Genomic DNA, 20,495 nt, shown 5'->3' with positions numbered 1-20,495 from the left:
ACGGCCGGGCGGCCGTCGTCGTCACCAGCGACCCGTGGCAGCGTGTGGCCGAGTGCCGACCGGGACGGCCGACCTGACCCGCCGGACCGGGTGGGCCCGGGGGACGCCGGGACAACCACTGGTCGCACCCGGAGAAACGGTTCGCGCCGGCCGCCGGTTACGGGCCGTTCGGGGGCGAAATAACCGGGTGTGACGGGGGTCGCGGGCGGGCCGGGGCGTGCGTCAGCCACCGGCGTCGGGCCGGTGGCGGGACGGGGATGCGGCGGGTCAGGCGTGGAAGCCGTCGGGCAGCAGTCGGGCCAGCGCCCGTACCGCCCGGTACTGGAGCGCCTTGATGGCGCCCTCGTTCTTGCCCATGGCACGGGCCGTCTCGGCGACCGAGAAGCCCTGCAGGAACCGGAGCACGATGCACTCCTGCTGCTCCGGGTTGAGCTGCTTGACGGCGGTGAGCAGGGCGACGTTGGTGATGTGCTCGACCACCGCCGCCTCCGGGCTGCCCTCCGGGCCGCGGTCCTCCCGGTCGGCGTCGAGGACGTCGCCGGTGGTCACCTCCAGCCGGTAGCGCCCGGACTTGAAGTGGTCGGCGACCAGGTTGCGGGCGATGGTGACCAGCCAGGCGCCCAGGTCACGCCCCTGCCAGGTGAAGCTGCCGATGCGTTTGAGTGCCCGCAGGAACGTGTCGGAGGTGAGGTCCTCGGCGAGTTGGCGGTTGCCGACCCGGAAGTAGACGAACCGGAAGACGGTGTCGACGTACCGGTCGTAGATCAGGCCGAACGCCTCGGACTCGCCGGCCTGCGCCCGCTCGACGAGCGTCCAGACCTCGGTGGCCGGGTCGGACGGGTCGGGGCGGCTCGGAAAGCCGGTGGCCGGCGTGGCGGCGGGGACGGCCGGCAGCACCGCCGTGTCGCCGACGGTCACCACCGGCAGCACCGCGGTCTCGGCGGCGGGGGGCTCGGCGCTGGTCGCCGCGTCACCGCGGCGGGCCTGGGCCGGCGGGACGGCCGGGCGGGGCGGGGCGCCGACGCGCCCGGCGGTGGGTTTCGCGTTGCCGCCGGGGGACGCCGGGCGCAGCGGCGCCTCGTTGCCGTGGTGCGCGCGGCTGCGGGTCCGTCGGGTCTCGCCGCTCAGCGCGAGCAGGCCGTCCGCGCGTGGCGCGGGCTCGGCGCGCTCGTTGAGCGGGTTCCGCTGGGTCGGGCCGGTCACCCCGGCCGGCCGTTCCGCGTAACCGAACGTGGTCACCGTGCCTCCCCGGTCCAGATGGGCAGCAACCTGGCCGGGCGCCGGTGCGGCGCTGCGGGGCCGGGCGCGACCCGGTGGGGCGCGGCCGGTGCGGGACGTGTCGGCGGGCGGCACGTCCCGTTGAGGTGCTGGTCCAATGCGCTCACGGGCACGGGGGCCTCCTCGGGCTGAGGGGTGTCGACTCACGGCAAATGGGTGAGCCGACCCGAGTGATGATAGGCCCAACGTCACCCGCGCGTGGCAAGTCCGTTACACAGAGCGGAAGTATTTCCCGCGTGCTCGCACTCCTGCCGGACCGGTTGTCCGTCGCTCGTGGTTGACTTTCGTGCGGCAACCTGGTGCGCGGTGGAAGCCCAGGTCGAGGCCGATTTTTCGGCCGCCCGGCGTGTCGTGAGCGCGTTTCGCGAACCCGTCTCCATTCACGCCCCCGCAGCCCGCGAAGATCACGCTCCCACTCATGGGAATTGCGTCCACTGTCAATCGCGGTCTCACCCGGCGGACCCGGGCGGCGCTCGGGGGCATGGCCCGGCGCACCCCGCTGTGCCAGACTCAGCCACCGTGCAGGACGCCGCCGACAGCACCGCGCCGAACCTCGCCGACCGCCTCCGCCGGGCCGCCGCCGACCACGGCGGCCGGGTCGCGTTGCACTGGCGCGACACCACGCTCACCTGGGCCGCGCTGGACACCGTGGTCACCGCCACCGCCCACGCGCTGCACGCCGCCGCGCCGCCGGCGGACCGCACGCCACACCCGCCCCGGGTGGCGATCGGCTTCGGCAACACCCCCGACTTCGTGGTCACCTACCTGGCCACGCTCCGCGCCGGCCTGGTCGCCGTGCCGGTCAACCCCGCGCTGACCGGCCGGGAACTGCGGCACGTGCTCGCCGACTCCGGCGCCGCCGTCCTGGTCGGCGCCGCCGACGTGACCGCCCGGGTGGACCCCGCCGACCTGCCCTCGCTGCGCGCGGTGCACTCCGTCCCGCCGGTCGCCGACGACGACGCCCCGGCCCGGTTCCCGACGCGGGACGGGGACGACCTGGCGGTACTGCTCTACACCTCGGGCACCGAGGGCCGGCCCAAGGGCGCGATGCTGTCGCACCGGGCGCTGGCCGCCAACCACGCCCAGGCCGACCGGATCGACCCCCCGGTGGTCGGCCCCGACGACACCGTGCTGCTGGCGCTGCCGCTGTTCCACGCGTACGGGCTGAACGCCGGGCTCGGGGCGGTGCTGCACCACGGCGCCACCGGCGTGCTCGTCGACGAGCCCGGCCCGACCGGGGCGCTCGACGAGATCGCCCGACACCGGGTCAGCGTGCTGCTCGGCGTACCGTCGATGTTCCTGACCTGGGCCGACGCGGCCGGCGACCCGAGCGCGGCGCTGGCCGGGGTGCGGGTCGCGGTGTGCGGCGCGGCTCCGCTGCCGCTGCCCGTCGGGGCGCGCTTCACCGAGCTGACCGGGCATCCCGTGCACGTCGGCTACGGGCTCACCGAGACCGCGCCGGTGCTCACCTCCACGCTGGTCGGCGGCGAGCCGAAACCCGGCTCGATCGGCCGACCGCTGCCCGGCGTCGAGCTGCGCCTGGTCGGGTCCGACGGCGACGAGCTGTGGCGCGACGGGGTGCCCGCCGCCGAGACCGACGACGACGGGATGGACCTCACCGACGACCCGGTCGGCACCGACCCCGGGCAGATCGTGGTGCGCGGCGCGAACCTGTTCGCCGGCTACTGGCCCGACGGGCGGGGCGGGCCCGGCCCGGACGGCTGGTGGGCCACCGGCGACGTGGCGTACGCCGACGGCGACGGCGACCTGTTCCTGGTCGACCGGCTCGGCGAGCTGATCCTGGTCAACGGCTTCAACGTCTACCCGCACGAGGTCGAGTCGGTGCTCCAGGCGCACCCCGGGGTGGCGGAGTCGGCGGTCCTGGGCGTGCCGCACCCGCGGACCGGCGAGACTGTGCGGGCGTACGTGGTGCGCGCGGCCGGCTCGTCGGTGACGGCGGCGGAGCTGCTCGCCCACTGCGCGCGTAACCTGGCCCGGTTCAAGTGCCCGACCGCCGTCGAGTTCGTCGACGCGCTGCCGTACTCGGCGATCGGGAAGGTCCGCAAGACCGAGCTGCGCCCGGCACCCGTGGTGCCGTCGCCGGCACCGCCGACCGAGACCCGCACGGAGGTACCCGATGTCCAGTGACCCGCGGCTCATCCTGATCACCCGGCCCGGCTGCCACCTCTGCGAGGACGCGAAGGCGGCGCTCGACCGGGTGGTGGCGGTCACCGGCGACCGCTGGGTGGAGAAGGACGTGACCGGCGACGTCGAGCTGGAACGCGACTACGGCGACCGGCTGCCGGTGGTGCTGCTCGACGGCAAGGAGCACGGCTACTGGCGGGTCGAGGAGGACCGGCTGCTGCGGGACCTGACCACCCCGCAACTGTGAACTATGGTGCTCGGGTGACGGCTGCACGGCGCCACCTGGTGTGGGACTGGAACGGCACCCTGCTCGACGACCTCGACCTGGTGGTGCGCGCCACCAACGTGGCGTTCGCCAGCGCCGGCGGTCCGGCGGTCAGCGCGGACGAGCACCGGGTGCGGTTCCGCCGGCCGATCGCCGACTACTACGCGGAGATGCTCGGCCGGGCGGTCGACGCCGAGGCGTTCGGCGCGCTCGACCGGATCTTCCACGACGCGTACCGGGCCGGGCTGACCAGTTGCGCGCTGGCCGCCGACGCCACCGCCGCGATCGCCGCCTGGCCGGGCAGCCAGTCGCTGCTGTCCATGTGGTTCCACGACGAGCTGGTGCCCACCGTGCACACGTACGGGCTGACCCCGCACTTCAGCCGGGTGGACGGGCTGCGCGCCGCGGTCGGCGGCGGGCCCAAGGCCGAGTGGCTGGAGAAGCACCTGGCCGAGCTGGGGCTGGCCGGCGCCGACGTGGTGCTGATCGGTGACTCGCTCGACGACGCCGACGCGGCCACCTCGGTCGGCGGCGCGGCCGTCCTCTACACCGGCGGCCTCTCCGACCCGGCCCGGCTGCGTGCCAGCGGTCACCCGACCGCCGACACCCTCACCGAGGCGGTCACGCTGGCCCGCGCGCTGCGCTGAGCCGGGCGCGTCAGGCGCGGAGGTGGGCCAGGACGGCCAGCACGCGGCGGTGGTGGGTGGTGGCGTCCGGCGGCAGGTCGAGCTTGGTGAAGATGTTGCGGACGTGCTTCTCCACCGCGCCGTCGCTCACCACCAGGGCGCGGGCGATGGCGGTGTTGGAGCGGCCCTCGGCCATCAGCGCCAGCACCTCGCGCTCGCGCGGGGTCAGCGCGGCCAACGGGTCGTCGCGCCGCCGCCGCACCAGCAGTTGGCTGATCACCTCCGGGTCCAGCACGGTGCCGCCGGCGGCCACCCGGGCCAGCCCGTCCAGGAACTCGTCGATCGCGGCCACCCGGTCCTTGAGCAGGTAGCCGATGCCGCCGCCGGTGCCGCCCGCGGTGTCCAGCAGGTCGTCGGCGTACGACACCTCGACGTACTGGGACAGCACCAGGATCGGCGTGCCCGGCACCCGGCGACGGGCCTCCACCGCGGCGCGCAGCCCCTCGTCGGTGTGCGACGGCGGCATCCGCACGTCCACCACCGAGATGTCCGGCCGGTGCGCCACCACGGCGTCGACCAGCGCGTCCCCGTCGCCGACGGCGGCCACCACCTGGTGCCCGAACTCGGTCAGCAGCCGGATCAGCCCCTCCCGGAGCAGCACGGCGTCGTCCGCGATCACCACCCGCATGGGTCCGGTGTCTACCACGTCCGGGTCCCACCGCGCGGCCTCGACCCGGTGCGGCGGGTCGCCGGCGGCCGTCACCGGGGCGGTTCGGCGGGTCGCCGGTCCGGGCGGCGGGCGGTCACCGGGGCAGCTCCGCGTGGATCCGGGTCGGCCCGCCGGCCGGACTGTCCACCTCCAGCGTGCCGCCGGCCGCCCGGACCCGGTCGGCGATGCCGCTGAGCCCGTGCCCCTTGGCCAGGTGCGCGCCGCCGATCCCGTCGTCGGCGACGGTGATCTCCAGGCGGCCCACCTTCCGGGTCACCTCCACCCGGCAGGCGTCGGCCCGGCTGTGCTTCGCGACGTTGGTCAGCGCCTCGGCCACCACGAAGTAGGCGGTGCTCTCCAGGCCCGGGTCGAGCCGGCCGCCGGTGGTGCCCAGGTCGTCGTCGACGAGCAGCTCGGTCGGCACCAGCGCCCGGGCGGCGAGCGCGGCGAGCGCGCTGGGCAGTCCCCGGTCGACCAGGATCGGCGGCGCGATGCCCCGGGAGAGCGCGCGCAGCTCGTCGAGCGTCTCCCGGGTCTGGGCGACCGCCTCGTCCAGCGTGCGCCGGGCCGCGTCCGGGTCGGCGGCGAGCTGGTGGCGGGCCCGGCCCAGGTCCATGGCGAGCCGGACCAGGCGTTGCTGCGGCCCGTCGTGGATGTCCCGCTCCAACCGGCGCAACGCGGACGCCTCGGCCGAGGCGGCGGCCCGCTTCTGCTCCTCCAGCGTGACGATCCGCTGCCGCATCTCGGCCACGCCGGTGAGCAGCGAGTACGCCAGGCCGCCCTGGATCCGGGCCAGGGTACGGGCCACCAGCGGGAGGGTGAGGAGCGCGAACAGGCCGATGGCGGTGTTCAGCGCGATCCGCGCGCCGGCCCCGTCACCCATGCCGAGGAGCTGGCTGAGGTCCTGTTGGTCCGGCCCGCGCGGGATGGCCCAGTCGTACCCGCCGTAGAGCGTGCCGGTCAGCGCCAGCGCCCACCAGACCACCATCAGCACGAACGTGGGCAGGGTCACCAGGAGCCGCAGGAACGCGTGCAGCAGGTCGAGCCAGGACTGCGGGTCGCGGATCGGGGTGAACACCCGCCGCCAGAACCGGGCGCCGCGCCCGGGGGTCAGGTAGACCGGGCGGACCCGGGGCCGGCCGAGCACGCCGGGGAGCCGGAGCCGCTCCAGGTCGGCCAGCCCGCGCGCCGCGTAGAGCACGCCGGCCAGGACCGGCAGGCCGAGCGTGGTGACCAGCAGCCCGACGCTGAGTGAGATCCCCGCCACGGCGAGCACGAACCCGACGATCGCCAGCGGCAGGCTGAAGAGCACGTAGCCGGTGTCGTGGGCGAGTCGCCGGAACAGGCTCCGGACGGGCGAGGAGGGAACGGGTGCGGTGGCCAACGGCGCGGCGGTCATGGTTCGAGGCTATGGGCGCGGTCCCGGCCGGCCCATCCCGTACGCCGGCCGGTCGGGGGTGGGGTTCTCCCCACCCGGCACGTGAGAAGCGCCTCGCCGCGTCGGCTGCGGAGCGTTACCGCACGCACGCGATTGGTCAGAGAAGTCGGGATTGAGCAATAATCGCCTCGCGCCACCGAGGAGCGCGGTTGATCGATCTTGTGGGAATGGAGGGGCAGGTGGAGCCGCATCGCGAGTCATCAAGATCGCGATTTGTGCACCTCTTCACAAGCGCCTACTCTGTAGTTCCGACGCGCCCTGCTAGCACAGCCGGCAACATCGGTCGCCAGCGGGAGTCCCGAAACGGCCGGCCCCCGTCGCCGGTCGAGGATCGCACCGCACGGAGTCTCATGAGTCAGCACCGTCCCCCTGGCGCGCCCGGCCGCACCGGTGCCGTACCGGCGCTTCCGGACCTGCCCGAGGCGACCGTGTCCCGGCTCCCGGAATACCTGCGTGCGCTGCACGCGCTCGCCGAATCCGGCCACGAGACCGTGTCCAGCGAGGGCCTGGCCAGCGCCGTCGGCGTCAACTCCGCCAAGCTCCGCAAGGACCTGTCGCACCTCGGCTCGTACGGCACCCGGGGCGTCGGCTACGACGTCGCGCTGCTGATCGACCAGATCGAGTCGGTGCTCGGGCTCACCCAGTGCCGGGCCGTCGCGCTGGTCGGCGTGGGTAATCTCGGTCACGCCCTGGCCGGCTACGACGGCTTCGCCAGCCGCGGCTTCCGGATCGCCGCGCTGCTCGACGCCGACCCGTCCCGCGTCGGCGAGCGGATAAACGGGCTGGTCGTCCGGCACGTCGACGAGCTGTCCCGGGTGGTCGCCGAGGAGACCATCTCGATCGGCGTGATCGCCACCCCGGCACCGGCCGCCCAGGCGGTCGCCGACGAGCTGGTCGCCGTCGGCGTGACGAGCATCCTCAACTTCGCACCGTGCGTACTCTCGGTCCCGGAAGGGGTCGACGTGCGCAAGGTCGACCTCGCGATCGAGCTGCAGATCCTGTCCTTCCACGAGCACCGCAAGGCGTCGCTGACCGCGCTGCCCGCCACCGGCGGGTCCGCGCTCACCGCCCTGCCCGGCGGGCTCGCGACCACCGACACCCAGGAGGCGATCGGCACGTGAAACTGCTCGTCGTCGGCGCGTCCTACCGCACCGCCCCGGTCGCCGTCCTGGAGCAACTGGCCGTCCCACCCGCGGATCTCACCCGCACGCTGGACCGGCTGGTCGCCCAGCCGTACGTCGCCGAGGCAGTGCTGGTCTCCACCTGCAACCGGGTGGAGGTCTACGCCGCCGTCGCCGGCTTCCACGGTGGGCTCGGCGACATCTGCGCGGTCCTGGCCGAGCAGGCCGGCTGCCCGCCGGCGGCGCTCGCGCCGCACCTGTACGTGCACTACGACGCCGCCGCAGTGGACCACGTCTTCCGGGTCGCCGCCGGGCTGGACTCCATGGTGGTCGGCGAGGCGCAGATCCTCGGTCAGCTCCGCGACGCCTACCACTTCGCCGGCGGCGCCGACTCCGCCGGCCGGCTGCTGCACGAGCTGATGCAGCAGGCGCTGCGGGTCGGCAAGCGGGCCCACGCCGAGACCAACATCGACCGGGCCGGGCAGAGCGTGGTCACCGCCGCGCTCGACCTCGCCGCCGGCCTGCTCGACAGCGACCTGACCGGCCGACCCGCCATGGTGGTCGGCGCCGGGGCGATGGGTTCGCTGAGCGTGGCCACGTTGTCCCGGCTGGGTGCCGGCCCGCTCACCGTCACCAACCGGGGGGCCGCCCGCGCGGTCCGGCTCGCCGAGTCGTACGGCGCCACCGCCGTGCCGATGGCCGAACTGGTCGACGCGCTCTCCACGGTGGACATCGTGGTCGCCGCCACCGCCGCCGCCGAGCCGGTGCTCACCCACGACGTGGTGACCCGGGCGCTGGCCCGCCGCGACGCCGACCGGGGCCCGCTGGTCCTGCTCGACCTGGCCGTCCCGCGCGACGTCGAGGCCGGCGTCGCCGAGCTGTCCGGCGTCGAGGTGATCGACATCGACCGGATGGCCGCCGTCCTCGCCGACGGGCCGGCCGCCGCCGACGCCGCCGAGGTGGCCCGCATCGTCGCCGGTGAGGTCGAGGCGTTCCTGACCTGGCTGCGCGGCGCCGACGTGGCACCCACCGTGGCCGCGCTGCGCGGGCGCGCCGACGACGTGGTCACCGCCGAGCTGCGCCGGCTCGGCCAGCGCCGCCCCGACCTCAGCGACGACCAGCGTGCCGAGGTGGCCCGCACCGTGCACCGGGTCGTGCAGCGACTGCTGCACCAGCCGACCGTACGGGTCCGCCAGCTCGCCGCCGAGCCCGGCGGCGACCAGTACGCGGCCCTGCTGCGCGAGCTGTTCGACCTGGAGGTGCCACAGACGTCCCCGGTCGACACCGTCCCCGACGTGGTCGCCACCGACACCGACGGCCGGCCGTCCTTCGACGCGGCCGACGTCCCGCCCACCGGAGGTGCGCGATGACCGCCCCCCTGCGCCTCGGCACCCGGGGCAGCGTCCTGGCGCTGGCCCAGTCCGGCCACGTCGCCGAGGCCCTCACCGCGGCCACCGGCCGCCCGGTCGAGCTGGTCGAGGTGGTGACCGCCGGGGACCGCTCCACCGCCCCGGTGCAGCGGCTCGGCGTCGGCGTCTTCGTCTCCGCGCTGCGGGACGCGCTGACCGCCGGCGAGATCGACTTCGCCGTCCACTCGTACAAGGACCTGCCCACCGCGGCGGCGCCCGGCCTGCACATCGCGGCCGTGCCGCCCCGGCAGGACCCGCGGGACGCGTTGGTCGCCACCGGCGGCCGGACGCTCGCCGAGCTGCCGCCCGGCGCGCTGATCGGCACCGGCGCGCTGCGCCGGATCGCCCAGTTGCACGCGCTGGGCATGCAGTTCGAGGTCACCCCGATCCGGGGCAACATCGACACCCGGCTCGGCCGGGTGCTCGGCCCGGACGCCGACCTCGACGCCGTCGTGCTGGCCCGGGCCGGGCTCACCCGGATCGGCCGCGCCGACGTCATCACCGAGACGCTCGACCCGATGCTCATGCTGCCCGCGCCCGCCCAGGGCGCGCTGGCCGTCGAGTGCCGGGCCGACGACCACGACCTGGTCGAGCTGCTCGCGCGGCTCGACCACGCACCGTCCCGCGCCGCGGTCACCGCGGAACGGGCACTGCTGGCCACCCTGGAGGCCGGGTGCAGCGCACCGGTGGCCGCCTACGGCGAACTCGCCGAGGGTGAGACCGGTGAGGAGATCTACCTGCGCGGTGCGGTGATCAGCCCGGACGGTTCCCGTGACCTCCGACTGTCCCGCACCGGAACGCCCGCCGACGCGGCGGAGATCGGCAAGGCACTCGCCGCCGAACTCCTCGAACTCGGCGCCGACTCGATCCTCGGCCAAGAAGGACACGCCGGCCCGGGGACCCAGCAACTTGGGAGCACAGAATGACCCGCACCCGTAAGCCCGTAGGCCGGATCGCTTTCGTCGGGGCCGGCCCCGGCGACCCGGGCCTGCTGACCCGCCGGGCGCTCGACGCCCTGGTCGAGGCCGACCACGTGGTGTACGACCGGGGAGTCCCCGAGTCGCTGCTGACCCACGTCCGCGCCCAGGCCCGGCCCGACGCCGAGTTCAGCCCCGCCGAGGGCGTGCCGGGGGACGTGGCGAAGGTGCTGATCTCCGCGGCCCGTTCCGGCCAGAACGCCGTGCACCTGGTGGCCGGCGACCCGTTCGGCCACGACTCGGTGGTCAAGGAGGTGCAGGCGGTGGCGCGCACCGCCGCGCACTTCGAGGTGGTGCCCGGCGTCGGCCAGGCCGAGGGCGTCGCCACGTACGCGGGTGTGCCGCTGCCCGGCGTGCGCACCGCCGCCGACGTCGAGGACGTCAACACGCTGGACTTCGACGCGCTCGCCACGGCGGTGGGCCGGGGTTCGCTGGCGCTGGCCGTGGACGCCGGTGACCTGGCCGCCGTCCGGGACGGACTGCTGGCCGCCGGCGTCGACGGCGCCACCGGGGTCGGGGTGACCGGCGACGGCACCGGCGAGACGCAGTACACCACCACGTCGACCGTGGACTCGTTCGTCGCGGCGGCGCTCGGCTTCACCGGCCGCGTCGTGCTCACCGTCGGCGCGGGCGTCGCCGACCGCGACAAGCTGAGCTGGTGGGAGAACCGCCCGCTGTACGGCTGGAAGGTGCTGGTGCCCCGCACCAAGGAGCAGGCCGGCGCGATGAGCGCGCGGCTGCGCGCGTACGGGGCGATCCCGTGTGAGGTGCCGACCATCGCGGTCGAGCCGCCGCGTACCCCGGCCCAGATGGAGCGGGCGGTCAAGGGCCTGGTCGACGGCCGGTACGCCTGGGTGATCTTCACCTCGGTGAACGCGGTCCGGGCGGTCTGGGAGAAGTTCGGCGAGCACGGGCTGGACGCCCGGCACTTCGGCGGTGTCAAGATCGCCTGCATCGGCGAGGCGACCGCCGACGCGGTGCGCGCGTTCGGCATCCAGCCGGAGCTGGTCCCCGCCGGCGAGCAGTCCTCCGAGGGCCTGCTGGCCGAGTTCTCGCCGCACGACGAGATCCTCGACCCGGTCGGCCGGGTACTGCTGCCGCGCGCCGACATCGCCACCGAGACGCTCGCGGCCGGGCTCACCGAGCGCGGCTGGGAGGTCGACGACGTGACCGCGTACCGCACCGTGCGCGCCGCGCCGCCGCCGGCCGAGATCCGCGACGCGATCAAGTCGGGCGGGTTCGACGCGGTGCTCTTCACCTCGTCCTCGACCGTCCGGAACCTGGTCGGCATCGCCGGGAAGCCGCACGCCCGTACCGTTGTTGCTGTCATCGGGCCCAAGACGGCGGAGACCGCGACGGAGTTCGGCCTGCGGGTCGACGTGCAGCCGCCGCACGCCTCGGTGCCCGACCTGGTGGAGGCGCTCGCCGCCTACGCCGTCGAGCTGCGCGAGAAGCTCGCCGCCATGCCGGCGAAGCAGCGCCGCGGCTCGAAGGTGCAGGGCCCGACCGCCCTGAGGTTCCGCTGACAGGAGGCACCCCCATGCCGTACCCCGAGATCCGGCCCCGCCGGCTGCGCCGCAACGCGGCCGTGCGGCGGCTGGTCGCCGAGACCCGCGTCGCCCCGGCCGAGCTGGTCGTGCCGATGTTCGTCAAGGAGGGGCTGACCGAGCCACGGGCCGTCGCGTCGCTGCCGGGGGTGCTCCAGCACTCCCGGGACTCGCTGCGCAAGGCGGCGGTCGAGGCGGTCCAGGCCGGGGTCGGCGGGATCATGCTGTTCGGGGTGCCGGCGACGCGGGACGAGACCGGCTCCGGCGGCCTCGACCCGGACGGCATCCTCAACGTGGCCATCCGGGACGTGATCGCCGAGGTCGGTGACTCGACGGTGGTGATGGGCGACCTCTGCCTGGACGAGTTCACCTCGCACGGGCACTGCGGCCTGCTCACCCCGGACGGCGGCGTGGACAACGACGCCACGCTGGCCGCGTACGCCGAGATGGCGGTCGCCCAGGCCGACGCCGGGGTCCACGTGGTCGGGCCGTCCGGGATGATGGACGGGCAGGTCGGCGCGGTCCGCCGGGCCCTGGACGCCGCCGGGCACCAGGACGTCTCGGTGCTCGCGTACGCCGCGAAGTACGCCTCCGCCTTCTTCGGCCCGTTCCGGGACGCGGTGGAGTCGGCGCTGGACGGCGACCGGTGCACCTACCAGCAGGACCCGGCGAACCTGCGGGAGTCGCTGCGCGAGGTCGAACTGGACGTCGCCGAGGGCGCCGACATGGTGATGGTCAAGCCGGCGTTGCCCTACCTCGACGTGGTGTCGGCGGTCCGCGCCGCGGTGGACGTCCCGGTCGCCGCCTACCAGGTCTCCGGGGAGTACGCCATGGTCGAGGCCGCCGCCGCCAACGGCTGGATCGACCGGGAGCGGACGATGCTGGAGACGCTCACCTCGATCCGCCGGGCCGGCGCGCAGATCATCCTCACCTACTGGGCGGTCGAGGCGGCCCAGCTGCTCCGCGAGCGCTACTGACCGTACGGTCGCTTCCTGCGGGCGGCGCGCAGCGCCTCGCCCCACCAGCCCACCTCGTCGAGCGTCGCGGCGGCGGCCCGTGCCAGCGGGCCGTCGTCGACGAGTCGGCCCTGCTGGTCGAGGCGGTCCCACGGTGCGGTGAGCACCACGCCGGTGCGGGTGGTGGTGGCGTGCAGTTCGGCGAAGACCAGCCGGAGCTGCTCGACCGCGCGGATCCCGCCCGAGCCGGCGCCGTAGGAGACGAACCCGACCGGCTTGGCCACCCACTCCCGGTGATGCCAGTCGATGGCGTTCTTCAGGGCCGCCGGGAAGCTGTGGTTGTACTCCGGCGTGACCACGACGAAGGCGTCGGCGGCATCGAGGCGACCGGCGATCGGGCTGGCCGGGTTGCCGCCGGGCGGCGTGTCAGCCAGCGGGAGCGGCACCTCGGCGAGATCGATCAGGTCGGTCCGGAAGCCGCCGCGACGGTCGGCGTGGTCGACGAACCAGTCGGCGATCAACCGACCCATCCGGGGCCGGCGGACGCTGGCGACGAGCACGGCAAGGGTGAGCGGCAGTTCTTGCGTCGTCATGCGGGGGACGCTAAGACTTGAACAAATGTTGAAGTCAAGCCGTTCCGGGGGAGTGCCGTGGGCATGCTGACGGTGGGCGAGGTGGCGCGGGAGTCCGGGGCCAGTGGTTCCGCGATCCGTTTCTACGAGCGGCAGGGCCTGATCGCGGCCAGCCGGACCAGCGGCAACCAGCGCCGGTTCGGTCCCGATGCCGCGTGCCGGGTGCGGGTGGCCCGGGTGGCGCAGCGGATCGGCCTCAGCGTCGGTGAGATCCGGGACCTGCTCGCGGCGCTGCCGCCCGAGCCGGACCTCGCCGACTGGCAGCGGCTGCACGACGGGCTCACCGCCGAGGCCGAGCGGCGCATCGCCGAGCTGCACGCCGCGCTCGACGACATCCGCTCCGGCCGCCGGCTCTGCGACCTGTGAGCTGCTGCATTCCCTCCCGCCCCCGCCCCCGCCCCCGCCCCCGCTCCCGCCCTGCGCGGCCCTACCCCGCGCCTCGCACCCGATCCGGCTCGGGTGCCAGGCCGCCTGCGTGCTGGCCATGCCGGATGCGGTGTCCACTCCGCTCGCTGTTCCCAGGGGATGTTCGAGAGCTCCTCGATTACGCAGCGTAGATATACCGCCGTCGTATGCCATTCCTTCGCGTCGCCTTTGCTCTGCAGCCAATGAGGCATCGGACACTCTCTGTGACTGGTGCCTCCATGGTTGCAGAGCAAAGGCGATGGCAGCTCTATCCCCGACCGGCGACAAGTGGCGGAATTTCGTCCGCTTTGGTCACTTAACTGCTCCGGAAGTTTGATGGCTCAAGCATTCGCCGTAACTCACCGTTATTTTTACTCCCCGTGTTTGTCCGGTGCGTAACTCATCGAGGCTGCGAAGCGGCTGTCAACGCCGGTTGGCGGGTTTTCCACAGCGGGAAGGGCGGGGGTTGCCGGGATCCCGAGGAGGCGCGAACGTGGCGGGGTGACAGAAACCGGCGACGGCCCACCCGAGATGGCCACCACGCCCGGCGCGGAGGAAGCAGCCATGGTGCCCGCCGAAGGCCACGCGCCGGAGCCCGGCCACGCGTCCGAGGAAGGCCCGCCGGCGCTACTCACCGAGCCGTTCGACGTCCCGTTCCCGGCGGCGGGAATCGTTCGCGCGGTTCGCCGTCGCGCCGACGCCAGCCAGCGTGAGCTGGCCCGGTTCGCCCGGGTACACCCGACCACCGTCGGGCGGATCGAGGCCGGCACGCTCGTGCCCAGCGTCGCCATGTTGTCGCGCGTCCTCGGCGTCGCCGGCTTCCGGCTGGTCGTCGTCGACGAGGCCGGCACGGTGCTCAAGCCGATGCGGGACCGGGCCGACCTGCGCGACGGTGCGGAGCGGCGTTACCCGTCCCACCTCGACGTGGTCACCGACCCGGAGCCGGGGGAGTGGTGGGCCGACCGGTACGGGCTGGCCCGGCCCCCGGAGACGTTCTACCGGGACCGCGCCGTCCGGGACGCGTTGCGACGCCGCAGTCAGTGGGAGGTGCGGGTGGCCAAGTACCGGAACGTGCCGCCCCCGCCCGACCCGCAGCGGCGCGGACACCGCGGCGGCCCGCCGCCCGGCTGGAGAGCCGGATGACGGGCCGCCGCGCGGAAACTCCGCTCAGTCGTCGTTCAGGATGGTCCCGACGCCGGACGGGTCGGTGAGCCGGAGCCCCGGCACGCCGGCCACGTACAGCGTGAGCTGCTCATTCGCCTCGCGCTTGCGGTCGCCGCGCACGGTGACCGGGAAGGCGAGCGAGGTGCGGCCGGCGGCCAGCACCCGGCAGCCGACGTACGGGTCGTAGTCCGCACCGGCCTGGGCCGTGGTGCCGTAGGTGGCCGCGCAGAGCAGCGCCGGCTCGGAGAGCGGACGGGACACGGTGACGGTGAACGTCATCGTGGTGGTGCCCTTGTCGCCCTCGGTCACCGACGTGTCGGCCACCCGCAGCGCGGCGCGGGAGCGGAACCGGGCCACCGTCGGGTCGTGGTCGCTGGCGCCCCGGTCGCCCAGGTCCGCGGCCTCGGTGGGGTAGTCGGCGTTGATGTGCGCCGTCCGCACCTGCACCAGGTCGTCGTGCATCGGGTCGTTGACGAACATGTTGTCGAGCGTCTGCGCCTGCCCGCTGAACGTGTACGAGTACGCCGCCGCCGGGGCGTCCGCGACCAGATCGTCCCAGAGGTTGTGCAGGCCGGCCTGGTAGAGCGGGGCGAGCTGGTCCGACGGGGTCGGGTTCTGCCCGGTCGCGATCGGGTCGTCCGGGCGCGGGAAGACGTTCAGGTCGCCGCCGTAGACCACCCGGGCGTCCGGGTCGGTCGCCTCGACGGCCCGCACCAGCGCGGCCCCGTACGCGGCCTGCTCGCGGCGCTGCCCGACCCGGCTGTCCGGCCCGGACGAGAAGTGGTTGGCGACCGCCCAGAGCGTGAAGCGCTCGCCCGAGCCGGGCGCGGCCCGCACGGTGAACCGGGCGAGCTGCGCCGCGCGAGTGTAGACATTGCTGCCGTCCACCCCGGTCGACCGGTCCACGTCGTCCGGCAGCACCGCGTTGAACGCCTTCGGGTTCTGCACGTCCGCGTTGGACGGCAGCGCCGCCGAACGGTACTGCACGGTCGGCGCGGAACCCAGCAGCGGGTCGGTGGCGGTCGCCTGGGCCAGCGTCAGCCGATCCGTGCGGTAGAGGAATGCCGAGGCGATGCCCCGGGCGTCCGCACCGGTCCGGTCGTACGCGGCGGCGTAGGCCGGGCCGCCCGCTGCCGCCACGGCCAGCGCCAGCTCCTGCACGGTGTCCGGCGCGCCGTCGGCGTTGTTGGTGTCACCGCAGGCCAGGCTGCCGTCGACCACCGAGCAGATGTCCTGGTCCTCGGCCTCCTGCACCAGGATCAGGTCCGGGCTGTGCAGCGAGTCGACGATCTGCCGGGCCTGCGTGGCGAGCTTGGCGGCGTACGCCTCGGGGCTGGCCGGCACGTAGTCGAACGGCGGGCTGACCCCGGGGCATCCGCTGTTGCCGGCGAAGTCGCAGCCGTCGAACGGGTCGTCCCGGTAGTCGTACAGGTTCTCCACGTTGTAGGTGGCGACCGCGACCTCGCCGTTGCGGTCCGCCGGCCGCGGCGGGTTGTTCTCCGCCGGGTCCGCGCCACCGGTCAGCGTGAGCTGCTCGGGCTGCACGCTGTACTTGCTGAACGCGTACGAGACGGAGCCGAAGGCGTCCTCGGTCAGCGTGTCGAACGTGCGCGCCTCGGGCAGCAGCGCGCCGGAGTCACCGGCGGTCGCCTTCACGCCGCCGGCGCCCAGCAGGACGCGCTGGTTGTTGCCGTTGTCGAAGAGCGTGCCCGGGATGTCGTCAAGCGGGTGCGCGTCCCGGAACACCCGACGGGCGTACGGGTCGGACCGCTTCATGATCGGGTCCTCGCGGTCCAGCACGTAGATCTCGGAGTCCGCGGTGGAGGAGTAGATGTGCCGGGGCGCGGAGACGCCGCTGCCGGCGCGGACCCGCACCCGCTCGCCCTCGTGCCGCTCCCAGAACAGGTCGGCGGCGTCCGCCTCGGCCGGCGGGACCGCGTCGACCACCCGGACCGCGGTGTCCACGTCGAGCCCGGAGTCGAGCTTGCGGACCAGCGAGGCGCCGGAGAGCTGGGTCTGGTTGAAGTATTCGGAGACCCGGCCGCGCAGCACCACCTCGTCACCGACCGTCGGGGCGTAGCCGCCGATCAGCGTGGTGAACGAGCCCATGAAGACGAAGATGCCGTCCGAGGTGAGCGGGTCGCCGTCCTCGCTGCCGAGCCGGCTCTGGAGGTAGAACCCCCACTGGTCGGCCCCGGCCGAGGCGCGGGTCAGCGACTTGCCGGTGATCACGCCGCGCACGTCGTACAGCGTGGTGCTGGTGCCGTTGCCGGTGGCCGGCGCGAACGGCGACCGGTCGGTGCGACCGCTCTCGTCGTCGGCGGTGCGGCCCTGCACCTCACCCACCGACAGCACGCTCGTCGCCTGCACCGCGAGCGTGCAGGTGGCGGTGCCGCCCTCGGCGTCCGTCGAGGTCACGGTGACCGTGTAGGCGCCGGCCGGCAGGCCGGTCGCGGTCAGCGTGGCGGTGGCGGTGCCGCCGGTCGCGGTCGCCGGCGTGAACGCGGTACGGCTGATCGAGCCGCTCGCCGGCGACGGCACGACCGAGGTGACCGCCAGGTCGGTGATCGTGTCGTCCACGTCGGTCGCGGTCACCTCGCGGGTGGCGGTGGCACCCGCCTCCAGGGTCAGCGCGCCGCCGCAGGTCAGCGTCGCCGGCCGGTCGACCGGGCCGCCGCCGTCGACGGTGTGGCTGCCCAGCCCGTCGAACGTGTCGGTGGCATAGCCGGCCCACTGGGCGGCCGGGTCGAACGGGTCGGCCGGGTCGGTGTCGCCGGCGCTCACCGAGGGCAGCCGGCGCAGCGTGTTGTCGGCGGTGCTGGTGAGCCCACTGCCCCACTCGGTGCCCGGGTCCACGCCCACCTGGCCGATGGAGTCGACCACCGTCTCGCCCTTACGCAGCACGATCGCGTCGTCGCCGTTGAACAGCGCGCCGCCGTACGTCTGGTCGGCCTGGGCGAGGATCGCCGGCGCGGCCGCCGCGGCGGCGAGGACGAACACGTCCCCGGCGGCGACGGTGCCGGTCAGCGCCACGTTGGTCGAGGTGCTGGCGCCGTTGAAGAAGAGCTGGAGCTGGTAGCCGCCGGCGGCCAGGTCGACCGGCGCGCCGGTGCCGTTGAACAGCTCGACGGCCTTGTTGTTGGACGACCCCTCGACGTATTCGGAGATGAACAGGTCGGTGGGCGCGGCGCTGGCCGCGGGGGGTGCGATCCCGATGGCCGTGACGGACACGGCCGCGGTGGTCGCGAGCGCGGCTAAGGTGCGGCGCGGGCGCATGGAGCCTCCACGATGGGTGGGCGGGAACTAACGCACGTTAAGGGTCGCGGCGGGCCGGCGTCCATCCCCCGGGCAGCCGTTTGGTGAACAGGCGTCAGCGGTGGGGGTCCAGCCGGTGCACCAGCTCGGCGACGTCCACGCCGTACTCGCACCAGTCGCGGTCGGGCTGGTAGCCCAGCTCCGCGTTGACCTTCAGCATCGACTCGTTGGCCTGCGCGTTCCAGGTCTGCACCTCGGTCAGCTCGGGCTCGGCCGAACGCAGCTCCAGCAGCATCCGCGCCTTGATGGCCCGGTCGATGCCGTAGCCGCGGTGGTCCCGCACCACGATGGTGTCGTACTGGTCGGCCCGGGTCGGGTGCTGCGCCGGCACCACCACCTCGGTCAGCCCGGCCACCTCTCCGGTCTGCTCGTGCAGCGCCAGCACGATGTACGGCTTCATGCCCCGCCGGTGCAGCGTGGCGAGGCTGTCGCGGAGCCGCTCCGGATCGTAGGAGCTGGGGCGCAGCTCGCCGTCGTCGGCGTCGCGCACCTCGGCCTTGGCCCGCGCGTACGGCTCGATCAGCTCGTCCGGCGGCCCGCCGGGGCAGAACTCGACGTGGTAGCCCGCGCCCACCTCGGCGGCCATCTCGGTCAGCGCCGGCCAGTCCACCGCGCCCAGGTCGAGCACGCTGCGGGTCTCGACGTACTCCCGGGTGAAACCGAGCGCCTCGTAGAACGCGACGGCCGGGGTGCCGCCGACCACCTCCACGCCGATCGACTGGAAGCCCTCGTCCCAGACCCGGCGGGCGGCCACCCGCACCAGCTCACGGCCGATCCCGGTGCGGCGCAGCGTCGGATGCACCAGCACCTCCAGCACGCCGATGCCGCCGAGCAGCAGCACGTGCACGTGCCCGACGATCGCACCGGGCGTGCCGTCCGGCGCCGGGTCGTCCTGGGCGACCCAGGAGATCCGCCGCTCGCCGGGCATCACCTCGGAGAGGTACTCCCGCAGGGAGTTCGCCTGCCAGGGCGGATCCTGGGGCAGATCCGCCGCCAGGACCGCGTTCAGCGTGTCCAGCAGCGACGCGATCTCGGCGGACGACGCGGTCCGAGGGTCCCACTCGCGCACCATCACCCGTACAGCTTGCCGTCAACCGCAGCTAGACGGAAGGGTTCAGTCCGCGAATGTACGCGCGCCGTCACGTCACGTACCGCTGCGCCGCCCGTACTCGTCTGCCTTGGTGAAGACGTCCTGGGCGTACCGGCGGACGTCGTTGTAGGAGAGGATGGCGCCCCACCAGTCGCCGGGAATCGTCATGTTCCGGCCGCCCTTGCACAGGTATTCGCCGGCGGCGAGCGCCGCGTCGTCGATGTCGTGCGGGTTCTTCACCCCGTCGTTGTCGGCGTCCGCGCCGATCTCCTGCCAGGTGCTGGGAATGAACTGCATCGGGCCGAGCGCCCGGTCGAACTCCTTGTCGCCGTCGAGCAGGCCCTGGTCGGTGTCGAGGATCCGGGAACGGCCGCCCTGCCCGTCGAGCCGCGCGCCGAGGATCTCCGGCACGGCCACCCCGTTCGCGCCCAGCTTGGCCTGGTTGGCCGAGCCGTGCCCGGACTCCACGAAGCCGATCGCGGCGAGCGTGGTCCAGCTCAGTTGGCAACTGCGGTGGGTCTGCGCCAGCACCAGCTCGGCGTAGCCGTACGCCTGGAGCGCCACGGTCGGGATGTCGGTGGCGCGGCCGACCCGCTGCGCCCAACCGGCCAGCGCGTCGGCCGGGCGACCGCCGGGCAGGACCGGGTTGACGGTAGGCCCGCCCGGCAGCGGCGTGCCGGTCGGCCCGACGGTGCCGGGCAGGCCGGTCGGGGGGCCGGAGGGCGGCGGCGCCCCGGTCAGCCCCGGCACGGCGCCGGTCTGCGGCACGCCGTAGACCGGGGGAGCGCTGGTGGCCTCGACCGCGACCGGCTCCGGCTTGCGGACGGCCGCCGGCACGAGCACCGCGCCGGCCGCGACCGCGGCCCCGACCAGGGCGAGCAGGAACAGCGCGGGCAACGTGGTGCGCCCGCTGGGCCGGCGTGACCAGTCCCGGGTGGCGCGGACCGCGCCCGCGGCGAGCTGCCCCGGCCGGACCGGGCCGGCGTGCGCGAACGGCATCCGCCGTCGCCGGCCGCCGGCCGCCGGCACTCCGGGCTCCGCTGTGGACGCGGGCCCGGTTGCCGGCGTGACAACCGGATCCGACGTCGCCTCGGTCGTGGAGGTCGTCCCAGACGAGGGTGTCACCTCGGGCGAGGGCGTCGCCCCGGACGAGGGTGTCACCTCGGGCGAGGGCGTCGCCCCGGACGCGGACGTCGCCTCCGGCGTGGGCGTCACTTCGGGCGCGGGCGTCGCATCGGGCGCGGGCGTCGCCTCCGCCGCCCTGGCGGGCTTCGCGGCGGAATCCGCGGGCGGAGCCGGCTTCGCAGGTGGGCCGGGCTCGCCGCGCCGTGGGCCGGGAACCGGCCCGGCGCCGCCGTCGGGCGGCGCGGCGGGTCGCAGGGGCCGGGCCGTCGCTCGCCGTTCGCCGTCCACCACCC

General features: G+C 74.4%; 17 protein-coding genes. 10 read left to right on the top strand and 7 right to left on the bottom strand.

Annotation, left to right across the window (positions count from 1 at the left end):
- Nucleotides 1-267: 267 nt before the first annotated feature.
- Nucleotides 268-1,239, bottom strand: a complete 972-nt coding sequence (locus tag TPA0908_RS15045; RefSeq protein ID WP_281938302.1) for an ECF subfamily RNA polymerase sigma factor, BldN family — start codon at nucleotides 1,237-1,239, stop codon at nucleotides 268-270.
- A gap of 558 nt (nucleotides 1,240-1,797) precedes the next feature.
- On the opposite strand from TPA0908_RS15045, the gene TPA0908_RS15040 reads away from it, so the two are divergent.
- Genes TPA0908_RS15040 through TPA0908_RS15030 form a run of 3 tightly spaced genes read left to right on the top strand, consistent with a single transcriptional unit; the run spans nucleotide 1,798 to nucleotide 4,335 of the window.
- On the top strand, nucleotides 1,798-3,426 hold the full coding sequence (locus TPA0908_RS15040) for an AMP-binding protein (protein ID WP_281938301.1): 1,629 nt from the start codon (nucleotides 1,798-1,800) through the stop codon (nucleotides 3,424-3,426).
- Nucleotides 3,416-3,670, top strand: a complete 255-nt coding sequence (locus TPA0908_RS15035) for a glutaredoxin family protein (RefSeq protein WP_107162553.1) — start codon at nucleotides 3,416-3,418, stop codon at nucleotides 3,668-3,670. Before TPA0908_RS15040 ends, TPA0908_RS15035 begins: the two co-directional genes overlap by 11 nt.
- Before the next feature lie 14 nt (nucleotides 3,671-3,684).
- A complete protein-coding gene (locus TPA0908_RS15030; protein WP_281938298.1) occupies nucleotides 3,685-4,335 on the top strand; it encodes an HAD family hydrolase in 651 nt (216 codons plus the stop codon).
- Nucleotides 4,336-4,345: 10 nt separating this feature from the next.
- Here the strand turns inward: TPA0908_RS15030 and TPA0908_RS15025 are convergent, their stop codons facing one another.
- Both TPA0908_RS15025 and TPA0908_RS15020 read right to left on the bottom strand, forming a co-directional pair.
- Nucleotides 4,346-5,002, bottom strand: coding sequence for a LuxR C-terminal-related transcriptional regulator (locus tag TPA0908_RS15025; RefSeq protein ID WP_281938297.1), 657 nt, complete (start codon nucleotides 5,000-5,002; stop codon nucleotides 4,346-4,348).
- A gap of 115 nt (nucleotides 5,003-5,117) precedes the next feature.
- Nucleotides 5,118-6,422: a sensor histidine kinase gene (locus TPA0908_RS15020; RefSeq protein WP_281938295.1), complete on the bottom strand. Its 1,305-nt coding sequence runs from the start codon at nucleotides 6,420-6,422 to the stop codon at nucleotides 5,118-5,120.
- Nucleotides 6,423-6,811: 389 nt separating this feature from the next.
- Between TPA0908_RS15020 and TPA0908_RS15015 the strand changes: the two genes are divergently transcribed.
- The 5 genes from TPA0908_RS15015 to hemB are packed head-to-tail and all read left to right on the top strand — an operon-like array spanning nucleotide 6,812 to nucleotide 12,492.
- Nucleotides 6,812-7,582: a redox-sensing transcriptional repressor Rex gene (locus TPA0908_RS15015; protein WP_281938293.1), complete on the top strand. Its 771-nt coding sequence runs from the start codon at nucleotides 6,812-6,814 to the stop codon at nucleotides 7,580-7,582.
- The gene (locus TPA0908_RS15010; protein ID WP_281938291.1) at nucleotides 7,579-8,952 is read left to right on the top strand and encodes a glutamyl-tRNA reductase; all 1,374 of its coding nucleotides are present in this window, start codon (nucleotides 7,579-7,581) and stop codon (nucleotides 8,950-8,952) included. Before TPA0908_RS15015 ends, TPA0908_RS15010 begins: the two co-directional genes overlap by 4 nt.
- The gene (gene hemC / locus TPA0908_RS15005) at nucleotides 8,949-9,917 is read left to right on the top strand and encodes a hydroxymethylbilane synthase (RefSeq protein WP_281938289.1); all 969 of its coding nucleotides are present in this window, start codon (nucleotides 8,949-8,951) and stop codon (nucleotides 9,915-9,917) included. Before TPA0908_RS15010 ends, hemC begins: the two co-directional genes overlap by 4 nt.
- The gene (locus TPA0908_RS15000; RefSeq protein WP_107162547.1) at nucleotides 9,914-11,494 is read left to right on the top strand and encodes a bifunctional uroporphyrinogen-III C-methyltransferase/uroporphyrinogen-III synthase; all 1,581 of its coding nucleotides are present in this window, start codon (nucleotides 9,914-9,916) and stop codon (nucleotides 11,492-11,494) included. Before hemC ends, TPA0908_RS15000 begins: the two co-directional genes overlap by 4 nt.
- Before the next feature lie 14 nt (nucleotides 11,495-11,508).
- Entirely contained in the window at nucleotides 11,509-12,492 is a 984-nt protein-coding gene (hemB, locus tag TPA0908_RS14995; RefSeq protein WP_281938287.1) for a porphobilinogen synthase, read from the top strand.
- Here the strand turns inward: hemB and TPA0908_RS14990 are convergent.
- Nucleotides 12,486-13,064, bottom strand: a complete 579-nt coding sequence (locus tag TPA0908_RS14990; protein ID WP_281938286.1) for an NADPH-dependent FMN reductase — start codon at nucleotides 13,062-13,064, stop codon at nucleotides 12,486-12,488. The genes hemB and TPA0908_RS14990 overlap by 7 nt on opposite strands.
- 63 nt (nucleotides 13,065-13,127) lie before the next feature.
- Between TPA0908_RS14990 and TPA0908_RS14985 the strand changes: the two genes are divergently transcribed.
- Nucleotides 13,128-13,469 carry a MerR family transcriptional regulator gene (locus TPA0908_RS14985; protein WP_281938617.1) on the top strand — a complete coding sequence of 114 codons (342 nt, stop codon included), beginning with the start codon at nucleotides 13,128-13,130 and terminating at the stop codon, nucleotides 13,467-13,469.
- 540 nt (nucleotides 13,470-14,009) lie between these two features.
- Entirely contained in the window at nucleotides 14,010-14,651 is a 642-nt protein-coding gene (locus TPA0908_RS14980; RefSeq protein WP_281938284.1) for a helix-turn-helix domain-containing protein, read from the top strand.
- Nucleotides 14,652-14,675: 24 nt separating this feature from the next.
- On the opposite strand, the gene TPA0908_RS14975 is transcribed toward TPA0908_RS14980, so the two are convergent.
- The 3 genes from TPA0908_RS14975 to TPA0908_RS14965 all read right to left on the bottom strand — a co-directional run bounded on the left by TPA0908_RS14975 (nucleotide 14,676) and on the right by TPA0908_RS14965 (nucleotide 20,493).
- Complete coding sequence (locus TPA0908_RS14975) at nucleotides 14,676-17,948, bottom strand: lamin tail domain-containing protein (protein WP_281938282.1); 3,273 nt, start codon at nucleotides 17,946-17,948, stop codon at nucleotides 14,676-14,678.
- Nucleotides 17,949-18,042: 94 nt separating this feature from the next.
- On the bottom strand, nucleotides 18,043-19,059 hold the full coding sequence (locus TPA0908_RS14970) for a GNAT family N-acetyltransferase (RefSeq protein WP_281938615.1): 1,017 nt from the start codon (nucleotides 19,057-19,059) through the stop codon (nucleotides 18,043-18,045).
- A gap of 72 nt (nucleotides 19,060-19,131) precedes the next feature.
- Nucleotides 19,132-20,493, bottom strand: coding sequence for a lytic murein transglycosylase (locus TPA0908_RS14965; RefSeq protein WP_281938280.1), 1,362 nt, complete (start codon nucleotides 20,491-20,493; stop codon nucleotides 19,132-19,134).
- Between the last annotated feature and the right edge of the window lie 2 nt (nucleotides 20,494-20,495).

This window comes from Micromonospora sp. AKA38 (assembly GCF_027925725.1).
Taxonomy (GTDB): Bacteria; Actinomycetota; Actinomycetes; order Mycobacteriales; family Micromonosporaceae; genus Micromonospora.
The sequence above is the reverse complement of the archived record's forward strand: the minus strand, read 5'-3'. Positions and strand labels throughout refer to the sequence as shown.